The 15,115-nt window shown below is 72.3% G+C and carries 16 protein-coding genes; 6 read left to right on the top strand and 10 right to left on the bottom strand.

Annotated features, from left to right (window positions below; translation table 11 throughout):
• Window positions 1–7 precede the first annotated feature (7 nt).
• The gene (locus tag A8711_RS10985; protein ID WP_069088139.1) at window positions 8–1,309 is read left to right on the top strand and encodes an ABC transporter substrate-binding protein; all 1,302 of its coding nucleotides are present in this window, start codon (window positions 8–10) and stop codon (window positions 1,307–1,309) included.
• 60 nt (window positions 1,310–1,369) lie between these two features.
• Here the strand turns inward: A8711_RS10985 and A8711_RS10980 are convergent, their stop codons facing one another.
• Together A8711_RS10980 and A8711_RS10975 are read right to left on the bottom strand one after the other, a co-directional pair.
• Window positions 1,370–2,113, bottom strand: a complete 744-nt coding sequence (locus A8711_RS10980) for an enoyl-CoA hydratase/isomerase family protein (RefSeq protein WP_069088138.1) — start codon at window positions 2,111–2,113, stop codon at window positions 1,370–1,372.
• Complete coding sequence (locus A8711_RS10975; protein WP_064448340.1) at window positions 2,110–2,967, bottom strand: 3-hydroxyacyl-CoA dehydrogenase family protein; 858 nt, start codon at window positions 2,965–2,967, stop codon at window positions 2,110–2,112. The genes A8711_RS10980 and A8711_RS10975 overlap by 4 nt, the downstream gene beginning before the upstream one ends.
• Window positions 2,968–3,129: 162 nt before the next feature.
• Between A8711_RS10975 and A8711_RS10970 the strand changes: the two genes are divergently transcribed.
• Complete coding sequence (locus A8711_RS10970; protein ID WP_043327533.1) at window positions 3,130–3,417, top strand: hypothetical protein; 288 nt, start codon at window positions 3,130–3,132, stop codon at window positions 3,415–3,417.
• Between the two features lie 53 nt (window positions 3,418–3,470).
• Here A8711_RS10970 and A8711_RS10965 read toward each other — a convergent pair whose 3' ends face one another.
• Complete coding sequence (locus tag A8711_RS10965) at window positions 3,471–4,250, bottom strand: bifunctional 2-polyprenyl-6-hydroxyphenol methylase/3-demethylubiquinol 3-O-methyltransferase UbiG (RefSeq protein ID WP_069088137.1); 780 nt, start codon at window positions 4,248–4,250, stop codon at window positions 3,471–3,473.
• Window positions 4,251–4,305: 55 nt separating this feature from the next.
• On the opposite strand from A8711_RS10965, the gene A8711_RS10960 reads away from it, so the two are divergent.
• Window positions 4,306–4,704, top strand: a complete 399-nt coding sequence (locus A8711_RS10960) for a PPOX class F420-dependent oxidoreductase (RefSeq protein ID WP_043327535.1) — start codon at window positions 4,306–4,308, stop codon at window positions 4,702–4,704.
• A gap of 71 nt (window positions 4,705–4,775) precedes the next feature.
• On the opposite strand, the gene A8711_RS10955 is transcribed toward A8711_RS10960, so the two are convergent.
• On the bottom strand, window positions 4,776–4,985 hold the full coding sequence (locus A8711_RS10955) for a BldC family transcriptional regulator (protein WP_007073996.1): 210 nt from the start codon (window positions 4,983–4,985) through the stop codon (window positions 4,776–4,778).
• A gap of 256 nt (window positions 4,986–5,241) precedes the next feature.
• Window positions 5,242–6,081: a hypothetical protein gene (locus tag A8711_RS10950; protein WP_030500602.1), complete on the bottom strand. Its 840-nt coding sequence runs from the start codon at window positions 6,079–6,081 to the stop codon at window positions 5,242–5,244.
• Window positions 6,082–6,255: 174 nt separating this feature from the next.
• On the opposite strand from A8711_RS10950, the gene A8711_RS10945 reads away from it, so the two are divergent.
• Both A8711_RS10945 and A8711_RS10940 read left to right on the top strand, forming a co-directional pair.
• Window positions 6,256–7,338: a Glu/Leu/Phe/Val dehydrogenase gene (locus A8711_RS10945; protein ID WP_069088136.1), complete on the top strand. Its 1,083-nt coding sequence runs from the start codon at window positions 6,256–6,258 to the stop codon at window positions 7,336–7,338.
• Window positions 7,339–7,630: 292 nt separating this feature from the next.
• Entirely contained in the window at window positions 7,631–7,846 is a 216-nt protein-coding gene (locus A8711_RS10940; protein WP_013283429.1) for a DUF3073 domain-containing protein, read from the top strand.
• 146 nt (window positions 7,847–7,992) lie between these two features.
• Here A8711_RS10940 and amcA read toward each other — a convergent pair whose 3' ends face one another.
• The 5 genes from amcA to A8711_RS10915 form a co-directional block, all read right to left on the bottom strand.
• A complete protein-coding gene (gene amcA / locus A8711_RS10935) occupies window positions 7,993–8,205 on the bottom strand; it encodes a multiple cyclophane-containing RiPP AmcA (RefSeq protein ID WP_030500600.1) in 213 nt (70 codons plus the stop codon).
• Window positions 8,186–9,277 (bottom strand): cyclophane-forming radical SAM peptide maturase AmcB, encoded by a 1,092-nt coding sequence (gene amcB, locus A8711_RS10930; protein WP_176722793.1) that lies wholly within the window; start codon window positions 9,275–9,277, stop codon window positions 8,186–8,188. The genes amcA and amcB overlap by 20 nt, the downstream gene beginning before the upstream one ends.
• 127 nt (window positions 9,278–9,404) lie before the next feature.
• Complete coding sequence (purM, locus tag A8711_RS10925; protein WP_069088135.1) at window positions 9,405–10,559, bottom strand: phosphoribosylformylglycinamidine cyclo-ligase; 1,155 nt, start codon at window positions 10,557–10,559, stop codon at window positions 9,405–9,407.
• 57 nt (window positions 10,560–10,616) lie between these two features.
• Window positions 10,617–12,134, bottom strand: coding sequence for an amidophosphoribosyltransferase (gene purF / locus A8711_RS10920; RefSeq protein ID WP_069088134.1), 1,518 nt, complete (start codon window positions 12,132–12,134; stop codon window positions 10,617–10,619).
• Window positions 12,135–12,303: 169 nt separating this feature from the next.
• Window positions 12,304–12,657 (bottom strand): sterol carrier family protein, encoded by a 354-nt coding sequence (locus tag A8711_RS10915; protein WP_043327538.1) that lies wholly within the window; start codon window positions 12,655–12,657, stop codon window positions 12,304–12,306.
• A gap of 160 nt (window positions 12,658–12,817) precedes the next feature.
• On the opposite strand from A8711_RS10915, the gene A8711_RS10910 reads away from it, so the two are divergent.
• The gene (locus A8711_RS10910; RefSeq protein WP_069088142.1) at window positions 12,818–15,073 is read left to right on the top strand and encodes a carboxypeptidase-like regulatory domain-containing protein; all 2,256 of its coding nucleotides are present in this window, start codon (window positions 12,818–12,820) and stop codon (window positions 15,071–15,073) included.
• Window positions 15,074–15,115: the final 42 nt, after the last annotated feature.

Here is a 15,115-nt window from a genome sequence, read left to right as displayed (position 1 = left end):
CCTGTCCATGGCCTGCGCGGCGCTCCTGCTCGCCACGAGCGCCTGCGGGAGCGACGAGCCGGAAGAAGCGCCCGCCACCCAGGTGCGCCTCTACGGCACCGACGGCAACATGCTCAATTCATACCCAGCCGAGCTGAAGGATCGGGCGGATCTGGTGAACGGGATGAAGGGCACCACGCCCCTCACTCCGCTGCCCGAGAGCTTCAAGGAACGACTACTCGCCGTAGACGCGAAGCTGGGTGACTTCCTCTACTCCGCCGAGTCCTACGACGCGGTCGTGATCAGCGCGCTGGCCGCCCAGCTCGCCGGCACCACCGCGCCGGGCGAGATCGCCAAGCAGATCGTCGGGGTCACCACCGGCGGCGAGCGCTGCGACGAGGTGGCGACCTGCCTCCAGCTCGCCCGCGCCGGTCAGGACATCCAGTACCGGGGCGTGTCGCTCACCCGGGCCGGGTTCACCGACAACGGCGAGCCGGCCACCGCCAGCTACGGCACCATGCACTTCGACAACCAGAAGATCGACGACAGCAAGACCGAGTTCGTCGGCGCCGGTGAGGAGTCCGGGGCGAGCAGCAAGACGCCGCCGCGCGGTCGCAAGCTGCGCGACGGGAAGGCGAAGGACGCGCCGCTGGTCCTCGGCGGCCTCCTGCCGAAGACCGGTGACCTGGCGCTGGCGTACCCGCCGCTGGCCGCTGGCGCCGCGCTCGCGCTCCGCGAGGTCAACGCCGCCGGTGGTGTGCTCGGTGAGCCGGTGAGGTGGGTCGAGGGCGACGACGGCACCAACCCGGCGGTCGCCAAGGCCACTGTCGCCTCGCACGTCCGGGAGGGCGTCCACGTCATCATCGGCGCCGGTGGTTCCGGCATCTCCCGGGCGGTGCTGCCGGACGTGGTGGCCGCCGGGCGGATCCTGTTCTCGCCGTCGAACACCGACGCGGGGCTGAGCGCGGTGGACGACAACGGCCTCTACTTCCGTACCGCCCCGCCGGACAGCCTCCAGGGTCGCGCGCTGGCCGACGTGATGCTCCGGGACGGACCGCGCAAGATCGCGATCCTGGCCCGTAAGGACTCCTACGGCGAGGGCCTCCAGGAGAACGTCCGTTCGGAGCTGGAGAAGGCCGGCATCGGCGCGGACCGGGTCAAGCTGCTGACCTACGAGCCGCCGGAGGACCCGAAGACCCCCGTCGACTTCTCCGGCATCGCCCAGGAGATCAAGGCGTACGGGCCGGAGGCGCTGCTGCTCATCGGCTTCGCCGAGTCCGCGCCGGCGATCCCGGCTCTGGCGGACGCCGGAGTTCAGATCAGACGCTGAGAAGCGCCGACGACGAGGGCCGCGCCGGGAACACCGGCGCGGCCCTCGTCGTGTTCCGGCTCAGCGCGCCTTGCGCCGGTCCAGGAACTCGGTCATCCGCCGGTGTTTCTCCTCGTCCTCGAAGAGCACCGCCTGGCTGAGCAGGTCGAGTTGCGGGTGCGCGGCCGCCGGGGCGTCCACCGCCAGCTTGGTCAGCCGCAGGGCCAGCGCGGAGCCCTTCGCCATCTCGTCGAGCAGGCCGTGCGCGGTGGGCAGCAGCTCGTCCGGTTCGGCCACCACCCGGTTCACCAGCCCGATCCGCAGCGCCTCCGCGGCGTCCACCCGCCGGCCGGTGAAGAGCAGTTCCTTGGCGCGGGCCTCACCGATCAACGCCGGCAGCCGGTAGGTCGCGCCCGCGCCGGCCAGGATGCCCAGCCGCACCTCGGGCTGACCGAAGACCGCGCGGTCCGTGCACACCCGCAGATCGCAGGCGTACGCGAGTTCGGCGCCGCCGCCCAGCGCCGGCCCGTCGATCGCGGCCACGGTGGGCATCGGGAGCGCCCGGATGCGGGCGAAGACGCCCTGGTTGATGGCGGCCAGCGCGTCCAGCCGGCCGCGCTCGCGCAGCTGGGCGATGTCGGCGCCGCCGGCGAAGATGCCCGCCGTCCCGCCGGTGAGCAGCAGCAGCCGGGGGCGTGCCTCCAGGTCGGCGCAGACCGCGTGCAGCTCGGCCACCAGGTCGGCGTCGATCGCGTTGCGTTTCTCCGGCCGGTCCAGCGTCACGACCAGCCGGTCCGGCAGCTCCTCGATCCGCAGCCCACTCATTTCTTCTGGCCGTCCTTCCAGGTGTAGAAGCCCTGCCCGGACTTCTTGCCCAGCTTCCCGGCGGCCACCATCTCGACCAGCAGCGGCGGCGGCGCGAAGCGGTCCCCGTACGCGGCCTGGAGCGTACGCGCGATGTCGAGCCGCACGTCCAGTCCGACCAGGTCGGTCAGCTCCAGCGGGCCGATCGGGTGCCGGTAGCCGAGCACCATCGCCTTGTCGATGTCGGCCGGGCTCGCCACCTCGTCGGCCACCATCCGGATCGCCTCCAGGCCGAGCGTGACGCCGAGGCGGGAGGTGGCGAAGCCGGGCATGTCGCGTACGACGACGGGGTCCTTGCCCAGCCGGGCGGCGAGCGCGACGGCCGCCTCGGTGGTCTGCGGCGCGGTGGCCGGGCCGACCACGACCTCCAGCAGCGCCATCGCCCAGACCGGGTTGAAGAAGTGCAGTCCGACGAAGTCGGCCGGGCGGTCCAGCCCGGCGGCCAGTTCGGCGATCGGGATGCTGGACGTGTTGCTGCCCAGCAGCGCGGGGCGGCGGCTCTCCGCCTCGCGCAGCACGGCGCGCTTCAAGTCGAGCCGCTCGGGCACCGCCTCCACGATCACGTCGGCGCCCTCGGGCACCTCGGTGAGCCCGGCCCGCAACGTGACGCGCCCGCGGTTGGCGGTGGCGGCCTCCTCGGTCAGCTTGCCGCGCTGCACGCCCCGGTCCCACAGCTCGCCGAGCCGGCGGACGGCCTCGGCGCCCCGCCCGGGGTCGACCTCGACCAGTTCGACCGCGTACCCGGCGCCGGCCGCCACGTACGCGATGCCGAGGCCCATGGTGCCGGCCCCGACGACCACAAAACGACCACTCATCGGTGTCCCCTCGCCGCGGCGGGGGCGCGCGGGGTCTCCGCCGCCGGGCCCGTCCGCTCGCTCGTTCCTGCATGCGACCCTATGCAGGGCCGGGCCGCCGGGATGAGTGGGGGCGGAGCGGACGGGGTAAGGACGGCCGTCAACGTCGAAGGAAGGAACGAGATGAGCCAGGCACCGGAGAGCGCGGAGAACACCGAGACGGTCGAGACCCGCGGCGACGAGCGGGTGGACCTGCTCCGCGCGGACACCAACAACGACGGCAAGACCGACGTGTGGGTGGTGGACACCGACGGCGACGGCAAGGCCGACCTGTTCCAGTTCGACACCGACGGTGACGGCAAGGTGGACATCACCATGGTGGACATCGACGAGGACGGCACGCCGGACGAGGTGGTCGACGGCGACGGCGGACTGCCCCCGGAGCAGACCACCCCCACCGTCCAGGTCTGAGCATGTAAGGAAGGGCCCCTTGTTAACGCCTAGGCGCTTGAAAGGGGCCCTTCCTAACGCCGCAGCTCCAGCGTGGCGAGGTAGTACGGGTGGTCGGTGTCGTCCACGTCGGCCAGTCGCCACGGCGAGCCGTGGACCAGCTCGGCGAACTCCTCGGGCGAGCAGACCAGGTAGTCGAACCACCCGGTGCCGAGCAGCCGGTAGCGCAGCCGCAGCCGCAGTTGCCCGCCGATCCGGCCCCGCTGCCGGTTGCGCTCGTGATAGGCGGTGTGCACCGGGTCGGTGGTGCCGTACGGGTCGGTGCCGTGGGCGATCACCCGGGCGCCGGGGCGGGCCAGGGCGGCGAGCGCGGCCAGCATCGCGGGCGCCCGTTCCCGCCCCTCGAACAGCCCGAGGTTGTTGCCGAGCAGCAGGAAGGTGTCGTAGCGCGGCCCGTCGACGGTGTGCTCGTCGACGGTGCCGTGGACGAGGTCGCGTACGCCCCGGTGCCGGCTGACCCGCAGCGCGCCCAGCGAGGTGTCCAGGCCGGTGACGGGCACGCCGCGCTCCTGGAGTTCCAGCGCGATCCGTCCGGCGCCGACGCCGACGTCGAGCACGTGCCCGCGTACCCGGTCCACCGCCCGGTGGTCGTGCGGCTGCCACAGCTGCGGCGGGTCCAAGTAGTGCCCGGCGGGCGCGCCGTTGATCAGCCCGTCGTCCCGCTCGATGATCTCGATGACCGGCCGGGGCAGGCGCCCACCGGCCATCGGCCGGGGTCCGATCCCGGTGGCGACCGCGTACGCGTCGCGGATCATCTCGCCGAACACGTCGCCGATCTCGGGTTCCCCGGTCATGCCCGCAACGCTATCCGGGGGTCGGCGGCGCCGTGGCCGCCGTATCCTGGGCGGCGTGACCGACCTGGACCGCCTGGCGGCGGAGAAGTACGTCCTGCTCACCACGTTCCGCAAGGACGGCCGGGCGGTGGCGACACCGGTGTGGGCGGTACGCGACGGTGACTCGCTGGCGGTGTGGACGGTGTCCGACTCCGGCAAGGTGAAGCGGATCCGGCGCGACGGCCGGGTCACTGTGGCGCCGTGCGACGTGCGCGGGCGACCGCACGGCGATGCGGTGCCGGCACACGCGACGATCGCCGATCCGGAGAGCACCCGGCGGGTGCGGGGCCTGCTCAAGCAGAAGTACCGGCTGATCGGGCGGCTGAGCCTGCTCGGCAGCCGGCTGCGCCGGGGCGAGGGGGGCACGGTGGGGCTGCGGATCGTGCTGGACGGCGCGGCCCCCGGACACGATTGAGCCCGGGCACGATTAAGGGCGGCGCCGCGACGGCACCGCCCCTGATCGGAACGCCGGAGAACGCCGGTTCGTCAGTCTCCCTGGCGCTGCTGGGGGATCTGCCCCTGCAGTAGCGCCCGAACCTCTGACTCACGGTAGCGGCGGTGGCCGCCAAGGGTCCGGATGGCGCTGAGCTTGCCAGCCTTGGCCCACCGGGTCACCGTCTTCGGGTCGACACGGAACATCGACGCCACCTCGGCCGGTGTGAGTAGCGGCTCAGGTTCGTGCGTTCGCGATGCCATCGGGGTCACTCCTCCACATGTATAGACATCGGCCGGGGTCCCGCCGGCCGACGCGTCTCCCATGGTCCGGCTAGTCCCCGATGTCCGACATGGGCCGAACGGCTGAAGGTCCCTAGACGGACGGATGAAGCATGCCCGATTTTTACGACTTTTATGCCGCAGAAACTACCTTATTAGGACTCATGATCACGGTTCGTGACGCATCAACTACGAGACACTCTCGTGTCCAAGACCACTTATCGGGGTAAACCGGGCGTCAGTTGCAGCGCTCCAACAGCTGCACCGCGCGCCAGCGGGCGACCAGCTTGTCGTACGCGGCGGACGCCTCCTCGGCCTCGCCCCGGCCCAGTCCGGACAGTCCGGTGGCCACCAGATCGGTCGAGTCGTCGGCTTCGAGCGTCTCGTCCGGCAGCAGTTGCACCAGGCCGCCGTAGTCCAGCTCGACCACCGAGCGCGGGTGGAACTCCTCCAGCCACCGGGCCGCCTCCTCGACCGCCTCGGTGATCGGCGCCTCGCCGATCGACTTGCGCAGCACCGACAGCGCCCGCGACGCGCGGCGGCGCGCCTTGGAGATCTCGGTGCGGTAGCGCAGCGCGCGCCGCTCCGGCTCGGTGACCAGGTGCCGCTCGCCCGCCTCGAACAGCACGAACCAGCGCAGCGGCACGCCCCAGGTGGCGATCTGCTCGTGCACCCGGGGCACGCCGTGCTCCAGCACCCGGGCGCCGCTGCGCCAGTCCTCCACCACGGCCTTGGCCTGCCCGGCGAGCACCGGCGGCACGAACGCGTCGGCCAGCACCGAGGGCACGCCGTCGCGGGCGCTCAGCGCCGCCTCGGCGACCCGGATGCGCAGGTTCCAGGGGCAGACCAGCAACGAGTCGTCCGACTCCAGGACGTACGCCTCGTCGGGCAGGTCGGGCAGCCGGGTCCAGCCCGCGCCCAGCGCCTCGATCACGGCGGTCCGTTGTCGTACCGGCCCTTCCAGCGGGGCGATCGCCCGGCCCTCGCTGACGTACCGGCGCCAGTAGGACTGCCGGTCCCGGTCGAAGGCGGTCAGCGGCTCGTACACGCGCAGGTATGAAGCGAAGAGCGACGGCACGGCGCGATCCTCCCACGAGACGGGACCGCCCGTCGCCGCCCGTGAGCCCGTGGCGTGACGTGCGCGACAGTACGGTTCGGGCCGATATTAGGCTCAGAGACACCGGCAGCATCCCGCCGGCGTGCCACCAGGTTCCGCTCCCCACAAGGGCGCTCACCGACACAGGAGTCAGCCATGGGCGTATTCGCCAGCACCGACGACCCCGTTTCCACGGGGCATGAGCAGGTCGTGTTCTGCCAGGACAAGCAGTCCGGCCTGAAGGCGATCATCGGGATCTACTCCACCGCGCTGGGCCCCGCGCTCGGCGGGACCCGGTTCTACCCGTACGCCACTGAGGCCGACGCCCTCGCCGACGTGCTCGACCTCTCCCGCGGCATGGCCTACAAGAACGCGCTGGCGAACCTCGACCTCGGTGGCGGCAAGGCGGTCATCTGGGGCGACCCCGAGCAGATCAAGAGCGAGGCGCTGCTGCGCGCGTACGGCCGCTTCGTCGAGTCGCTCAACGGCCGCTACTACACCGCCTGTGACGTCGGCACGTACGTCGCGGACATGGACGTGATCGCGCGCGAGACCCGGTACGTCACCGGCCGCAGCGTGGAGCACGGCGGCGCGGGCGACTCCTCGATCCTCACCGCGTGGGGCGTGTTCCAGGGCATGCGTGCCGCCGCCGAGCACGTCTGGGGCAGCCCGACGCTGGCCGGCCGCCGGGTCGGCGTGGCCGGGCTGGGCAAGGTCGGCAAGTACCTGACCGCCCACCTGCTCGACGACGGCGCCGAGGTCGTGGCGACCGACGTGAACCCGCGCGCCCTGGAGTGGGCGCGCACCACCCACCCGCAGGTCACCCTGGTCGACGACACCGCGGCGCTGGTCGCCTCCGACATCGACGTGTACGCCCCGTGCGCGCTCGGCGGCGCGCTGAACGACGAGACCGTGCCGGTGCTGCGGGCGAAGGTCGTCACCGGAGCGGCGAACAACCAGCTCGCCCACTCGGGCATCGAGAAGGTGCTCGCCGACCGGGGCATCCTCTACACCCCGGACTACGTGGTGAACGCGGGCGGCGTGATCCAGGTGGCCGACGAGATCGAGGGCTTCAACTTCGAGCGCGCCAAGCTGCGCGCCACCCGGATCTTCGACACCACCCGGCAGATCCTCCAGCTCGCCGACGACGAGGGCGTACCCCCGGCGGTGGCCGCGGACCGGCTCGCCGAACGGCGGATGGCCGAGGTCGGCCGGCTGCGCGCGATCCATCTGCGGTGAAGCTCACCTCCGGGGGCGGAGCGGCGACTCCACCCCCGGAGGCCGTGCGCGTTAAGCTGAGCCTCGGGCCCGTTCGTACCCATTTGTCCGCTGTCACGGCCAGCCCCGGACCTTACCCCTTACCCGGTACACTTGGTGACGGCTGGACCACTGCGACGCGCAGGTCCGGTCGACGGTGACCCGAGGTGCCGAACGATGGCATCCCCATGTACCGTAAGAGCCACGAGAGATGCCTGACGTCATCGGGGCCCGCCTTCGGGCTGCCCCGCATTCTGTGCGAGGGGGTCGAGCCATGGGGCGCGGCCGTGCTAAGGCCAAGCAGACGAAGGTGGCGCGGGAGTTGAAGTATCACTCCCCGAACACCGACCTAACCGCCTTGCAGCGCGAACTGGCGGGTAGTGGGAAGTCTGAGCACAACTTCGACGACGACTACAAAGAGTATGTCGACGACGATGACGAGGACCACGCGGACGACGACCCGGACACCTGGGCTCGTCCGACCCGCTGACCTCCGGTCACATCTGAGCACGCGGTAACCCCCGCGTGCTCACGCATGTGCTCTGCTGAGCCGGCGTACGACCGACGATCAGGGACCTGCCGTGCCGGGGTGCCGCCCCGACTCGCCGGCAGGTCCCTGATCGCGGAACCGAGCCCTCAGCGCGGCCGGTTGTTCCAGTTGTAGAACGTCGGGATGTTCTCGAAGTGGTTCCAGGCGCAGACCGCGTTGGCGCCGTCGCCGCCCGACACCTCCGCCCGCAGCAGCCGCGCCGCCTCCGCCTCACGGAGCAGAGCGGTAAGCCCCGCAGCGGCGTCCCGCACCCGGTCGGCCACTGCCCCCCGGTCGGTGTCACTGATGGTCTCGGGCATGCTCCAACACTCCCTCCAGTAGGCGGATCTTGCTGTTCCGGCAGTGCTCGGTCTCCGTACCGTCGAAACGCCCCAGCTCGAAGTAGCGGTTGGCGGCGTGCCCACCCCCACAGAAGCCGAAGTACGCGCAGGACGTCCGGCACGCCTCCACGCCGGTGAGGAACTCGCCCACCCAGGGCGTGCCGGCCGCGTCGGCGAGGATCTCGCCCAGCGGGGTGGTGAGCACGTTCCCGCTGGTGAAGTCGCCGTAGTGCGGGTCCGTGAAGCCGGCCAGCTCCGGCGAGAGCACCACCACCGAACCGTCGTGCCCGACCGTCGGGATCGGGTCGAGGCGGCGGGGCAGCAGGTCGTCGGCGGTGCCGGCCAGCACCGCGCCCGCGTACCGCAGCGACCACTCCACCTCGCGCAGGTGGATCCGGGGATCACGCCGCCAGGCCGCGACCAGCTCCGCCCAGAACCCGGTGACCGCGCCCGCGTCCCGGGCGTTGGTCCGGGTGTTGACGCCCTCGGTCTCCTCGATGTTGACGCCGAGCACGTCGCAGCCCAGGTCGAGGAAGTAGTCGTACAGCTCGGTCGCCAGGCCCGGCTCCGGCCGGGACACCACAGCCAGCGCCGAGAACGGCACGCCGTGGCGGCGCAGCGCCGCCACCCCGGCCACGATCCGGTCGTACGCGGGCCGCCCGCCCCGGGTGACCCGCTCGGCGTTGCGGGCCCGTGGCCCGTCCACGCTGACGCTGACCCGCACCCGGTGCTCGGCGAAGAACGCGCACCAGGCGTCGTCGATCAGCGTGGCGTTCGTCTGCACGTGGTGCTCGACGTCCGGCCCGAACGGCGCCAGCAGCGCGGCCAGATGCTCCCGGCCGGCTGCGAGCGGCTCCCCGCCGTGCCAGACCACGGAGAAGCGACCACCCGTCGCCCACGGGTTCACCGACGCCGCCACCGCCTCGGCGACGGCCACCGGCATCCGCCGATCGGCCGCCCGAAGCGGCAGGTAGCAGTAGGCGCAGTCGAGGTTGCACAGGGTGGTCGGCTGCATCACCACGTACGACGGGACGGCGGCGATACCCCGCATCCCTTCGGGCGCACGTGCGGCCATCAGCACCTCCCCCGCCTGCCTGAAAACCGAACCTCCAGGCTAGGCCGCGGCGACCGCTCGGGTGAACCCCCGATCAGGTGCCCGGCCGATCGGCGCAGGGTGATCAGCCCCGGGTGTGCTGCCCGACCATCTGCACGTTGCCGGACCCCTCGATGATCTCGCCCGCCTGCCAGGCGTCCACGCCCCGGCCGGTCAGGGTGGCCAGCGCGCGGTCGGCGTCCTCGGCGGAGACGATCGCGAACATGCCGACGCCCATGTTGAACGTCGCCTCCATCTCCGGGTCCTCGATCCGGCCCTTGGTCTGGATCAGATCGAAGATCGGCTGCGGCTTCCAGGTGGAGCGGTTGACCACGGCGTCGACGTGCTCGGGCAGCACCCGGACCAGGTTGCCGGGGATGCCGCCGCCGGTGACGTGGGCCAGCGCCCGCACCTCGGCCTCGGCGATCAGCTTGAGGCAGTCCTGCGCGTAGATCTTGGTCGGGGTGAGCAGCTCCTCGCCGAGCGTCCGCTGGCGGCCGAAGTCGTCGATCACCACGTCCAGCCGCATCCGGCCGGCACCCAGCAGCACGTGCCGGACCAGGGAGTAGCCGTTGGAGTGCAGGCCGGAGGAGCGCATGGCGATCACCACGTCACCCACCTCCACCCGCTCCGGGGTGAGGATCTCGCTCTCCTCCACCACGCCGACGCCGGTGGCGGAGATGTCGTACTCGTCGGGGCGCAGCACGCCCGGGTGCTCGGCGGTCTCGCCACCCAGCAGCGCGCAGCCGGCGTACCGGCAGCCGTCCGCGATGCCCGCGCCGATCTCGGCGACCTTGTCCGGCACGACCTCGCCGGTGGCGATGTAGTCGAGCAGGAACAGCGGCTCGGCGCCGCAGGCGACCAGGTCGTCGACGACCATGGCGACCAGGTCGATGCCGACCGTGTCGTGGATGTCGAGCTGCTGCGCGATCACCAGCTTGGTGCCGACGCCGTCGGTCGAGGAGGCCAGGATCGGATTCTTGTACTTCTTCGTGTCCAGCCGGAACAGGCCGGCGAAGCCGCCCAGGTCACCCAGGACCTCCGGGCGCCGGGTCTCCTTGACCTTGGACTTGAGCAGCTCGACCGCGCGGTCGCCCGCCTCGATCGACACCCCGGCGTCGGCGTACGAGACCGAGCGTTTGCGCTGCGTCCGGCCGGACCCCGCCGACCAGGGCTGGYGGTCGCCGCCGGCGCCCGTCGGGCTGGATCCTGCGCCGCTGCGCTCGGACACGTGCGTCACGGTTCTCCCCTTTGTGGTTCCCGCGAGCCCGGAGCGGCCGGACCCGCGTCGGTGGTGCTACGGGTGGTGGGTCGGTGTGGCGACGAGCGGACCGGTCGGCCCGGCCGCCTCGGCGGCGACCCGGCGTCCCACTCCTTCGAGCACGTGCTTGCCGATCAGGTTCCCGGCCGGCAGTTCGATCGGATACTCCCCATCGAAGCACGCCCGGCAGAGCCGGCTCTTCGGCTGCTCGGTCGCGGCGATGAGACCGGGCAGCGATACGTACCCGAGCGTGTCGGCGCCGATCGAGCGCCGGATGCCCTCGTTGTCCAGCCCGTTGGCCAGCAGTTCGGCCCGGGTGGCGAAGTCGATGCCGTAGAAGCAGGGCCAGCTCACCGGCGGCGAGGAGATCCGGACATGGACCTCGAGGGCGCCCGCCTCGCGCAGCAACCGGACGATCGCCCGCTGGGTGGTTCCGCGGACGATCGAGTCGTCCACCACCACCAGGCGCTTGCCGCGTACGTTCTGCCGCAGCGGGTTCAGCTTCAGCCGGACGCCGAGCGCGCGCAGCGTCTGCGAGGGCTGGATGAAGGTGCGCCCGACGTACGGGTTCTTCATCAGGCCCTGGCCGTAGGTGATGCCTGATTCCTCGGCGTAGCCGATCGCGGCCGGCGTGCCGGACTCCGGCACCGGGATCACCAGGTCGGCCTCGACCGGGTGCTCCTTGGCGAGCTGACGGCCGATCTGCACCCGCGCGGCGTGCACGTTACGGCCGGCGATGGTGGCGTCCGGCCGGGCGATGTACACGTACTCGAAGAGGCAGCCCTTGGGCTCGGGCGCGGCGAACCGGCTGGAGCGCAGCCCGTTCTCGTCGATGGCGATCAGCTCGCCCGGCTCGACCTCGCGGACCACGCTCGCGCCGACGATGTCCAGCGCGGCGGTCTCGCTGGCCACCACCCAGCCGCGTTCGAGGCGGCCGAGCACCAGCGGGCGTACGCCGTGCGCGTCGCGCGCCGCGTAGAGCGTCGACTCGTCCATGAAAACGAAGCTGAACGCGCCGCGCAGTTGCGGCAGCACCTCCAGCGCCGCCGCCTCGACCGACAGGTCGGGCCGGCTGGCCAGCAGCATCGTCACCAGCGAGGTGTCGTTCGTCGAGCCGTCCGGGTCGAGCCCGCGCACTGCGGCCTCGCGCTGCAGCTCGGCGGTGTTGACCAGGTTGCCGTTGTGCGCCAGCGCGATGGTGGTGCCGGCGCTGGTGGCGCGGATCGTCGGCTGGGCGTTCTCCCAGGTCGAGCCGCCGGTGGTGGAGTAGCGCGCGTGCCCGATCGCGACGTGCCCGCGCAGGCTCGCCAGCGTCGGCTCGTCGAACACCTGGGCGACCAGGCCGAGATCCTTGTAGACCACGACGCCGGAACCGTCGCTCACTGCGATGCCCGCGGCCTCCTGGCCCCGGTGCTGGAGGGCGTAGAGCCCGAAGTAGGTGAGGTTGGCGACCTCTTCCCCGGGGGCCCAGACGCCGAAGACGCCGCACGCGTCCTGGGGGCCGGGTCGCTCGGGGTCAAGGTCGTGGCTCAGCCGGCCATCGCCTCGGGRCACCTGCCGCTCCCTCTTGGTGGGGTCTGGACTGGCCTGGCGGAGTCGGGGGTCAGCTCCGCACGCTATGGGCCGGGACCGTCGTCGGCTCTCAGTGTACGCGAACAGCAGTCGATACCGACAGTCACGGAGCCCCCGCTCAGGGTGAGTGCAGGTTGCGGCGGTCCGCCGGCTAAATCGGGAGGTACGCGGAAAGGTCGGCCCGGTTCCCCGACACCCGTACGCGACCGTCGGTGACCGCCCGCGCCCAGTCGAGGCGTCCGGTGGCGAGCGCCAGCCACGTCGGCGGGTCCATCTCCACCACGTTCGGGGGCGTGCCGCGGGTGTGTCGTGGACCACTCACGCACTGCACCGCACCGTAGGGTGGGACGCGCACCTCCACCGATCGGCCGGGGGCGCGATCCGTGAGGGCAGCCAAGAGGGTCCGGACCGCCTCCCGGAGGACCGGCCGTTCGGGCGTACGCCCCTCGTCCAGCGCCGCCAGGGCGGCGAGTACCGCTTCGGAATAAGCGTGCGGAGAGGACACGACGGGACGATACGACCCGGCAGAACGCCGCCCTGCGGCGGCCCTGGGTAGAGATGATCCGGTCAGACAAGGCATAGTTGCCGACGGCGTTATTCGTACCGTGAGTGATCAACCTCGGCCGAGCGGCCGGCGGAGAGATCAGACCCGGAAGGCGGTGGACGTGTCAACACACCGACGTGCCTGGAAGCAGCGGGCCGGTGTGGTCGTAGCGCTGGTCTTCGGCGCCCTGCTCACCGTCCCCGCCACCCCCGCCCTGGCTGCACAGATCGTCACCGCGACTAACTCCGTGACGATCGAGGCCGGCCGAAGCAGCGCAGTCACGGTCACGGTTCGCCCGAACAACGGTGAGACCTCTGCCGATATCGACGTGCAGGACCTGCCCGACGGCGTCAACTGCGGAGGCTGCGGCCGGGTCGATTTCAACGGCGAGCAGGACCAGACGGTCACGCTGAACCTGTCGGCTGCCGCCAACGCTCCCGCCAATAACGCCTCAGCACGAATCACGGTGAGCGGCGGGGGCGCGCGTCCGCTCCGTGTCACCGTCAGGGCGGCCGCGCCGCCCACGCCGGACCAGCCGCAGACCGTCAAGACGGTGTCCGGCAAGGTGGTAAACGCCGACGGCGACCCGATCGAAGGCGCCCTCGTGATGCTGCGCGACAGCGCGGGCAAGGAGCGCCGTACCAACACCAGCGGCAACGGCAACTTCAGCTTCAGCGGCTCCGACTCCAACCCGATCGCGCCCGGCCGGATCGAGGTGGGTGCCTCGACCGACGGCGCCACCCCGGTCGCCAGGTCGATAAACGCCAGCGCCGGCCAGTCCGTGACCGGCGTCCGGCTCAGCATTCAGCTGCGGGCGTCGGCGAGCCCGAGCGCCACCCCGTCGGCGAGTGAGTCCGCCCCGCCGTCGGACGAGCCGCTCGAGGAGGACCCGGCCGACACCCCGGCCACCGACGCGCCGACCGCCCAGGAGCCGACCGCGAACGAGGACTCCGGGGGCATGGGCTCCTGGCTGCTGATCCTGCTCGGCGGCCTGTTCGTCGCCGTCGGTGTGGGCACCATCGTGCTGCTCTACATGCGGCGCAAGAACGAGGGCGACGACGGTGACGGCGACGGCCCGGGTGGACCGGTCGGTCCGGGTGGCCCCGGCGGCGCCGCCGCGGCCGGCGCGATCCCCGCGGCCCGGGGCGCCTACCACGGCACCGACGACCAGACCCGCGTCGTGAACGGCATGGGCGCCGGACCGGCGGCGACGATGGTCGGCGGCCCGTCGATCAGCGACGCCCCCACCATGCTCCAGCGGCCGGTCGTGGACGACGTCCCACCGGACCCGTACGGCGCACCGCCCGGACCGGCGTACGGCGTCGGCGCGGGACAGGCCGGGTACGGCTACGGCGACGACGCGCCTGGTCAGGGCGGCTACGGCGCCGGCAACGGCTACGGCGACGCGCCCGCCTCCGGCGGCGGATACGGCACCGCGCCCTCCTCGGGCGGCGGCTACGGCAACGGTCCGTCCTCCGGGGCCGGCTACGGCAGCCCGGACTACGCCGCGGGCGCCGCGGCCGGCGCGGCCGGATACGCGGCCCAGGGCGGCGGCTACGGCAACGAGCGCTTCGACGAGCCCACCGGCCGCTACACCGGCGACAGCACGCAGTACGCGCCGGCGGCCGACCCGTACCCGACCAGCACCTACCAGCCGGAGCAGGACCGCGGGTACGACCAGTCCGGCCCGGCCGGGTACGGCCGCGGCGCGGAGCAGGGTGACGGCTACCGCTCCGGCGGCGGGTACGGCGCCGCCTCGGGTGGCTACGACAACGCGCCCACCGGCGGCTACGACAGCGGCCGCCAGCAGGGCGGTTACGGCGACGCCCCGGCGGGCGGCTACGGCGGCGCCGGTGGCTACGGCGACGCCCCGGCCGGCGGGTACGGCGACGCGGGCTACGGCGGTGGCCGGGCCACCGGTGGATACGGCGACGCCCCGGCTGGTGGCTACGACAGCGCGCCCGCAGGCGGGTACGACGCCCCGGCCGGTGGCTACGACGCCGGCCGCCAGCAGGGCGGCTACGGCGACGCTCCGGCCGGTGGATACGACAGCCCGGCCGGTGGCTACGACGCCGGTCGCCAGCAGGGCGGCTACGACAACGCCCCGGCCGGTGGCGGCTACGGCAGCACCGGCGGATACGACGGCGGGCACCAGGCGGGCGGATACGGCCAGCAGGGCGGCGGATACGGCGACGGCTACGGCCAGTCCCCGCAGGGTGGCTACGGCCAGCAGGGTGGTTACGGCCAGGAGCCGCCGCAGCAGCGCGGTGGCGGCTACGACAACGCCTACCCCAACGACCCGGCGCAGGCCGGTCGCGCCCGCCCGGACGCGCAGGGGGACCGCGGCGGCCGGCGTCTCGACTGGCTGGACGACTGACAGGCACCAGCACGCATGACTGTGGCCGCCCGCGTTCGCGGG

The organism is Micromonospora sp. II, assembly GCF_001709195.1.
In the GTDB taxonomy this organism is placed as follows: Bacteria; Actinomycetota; Actinomycetes; order Mycobacteriales; family Micromonosporaceae; genus Micromonospora; species Micromonospora chalcea.
The sequence above is the reverse complement of the archived record's forward strand: the minus strand, read 5'-3'. Positions and strand labels throughout refer to the sequence as shown.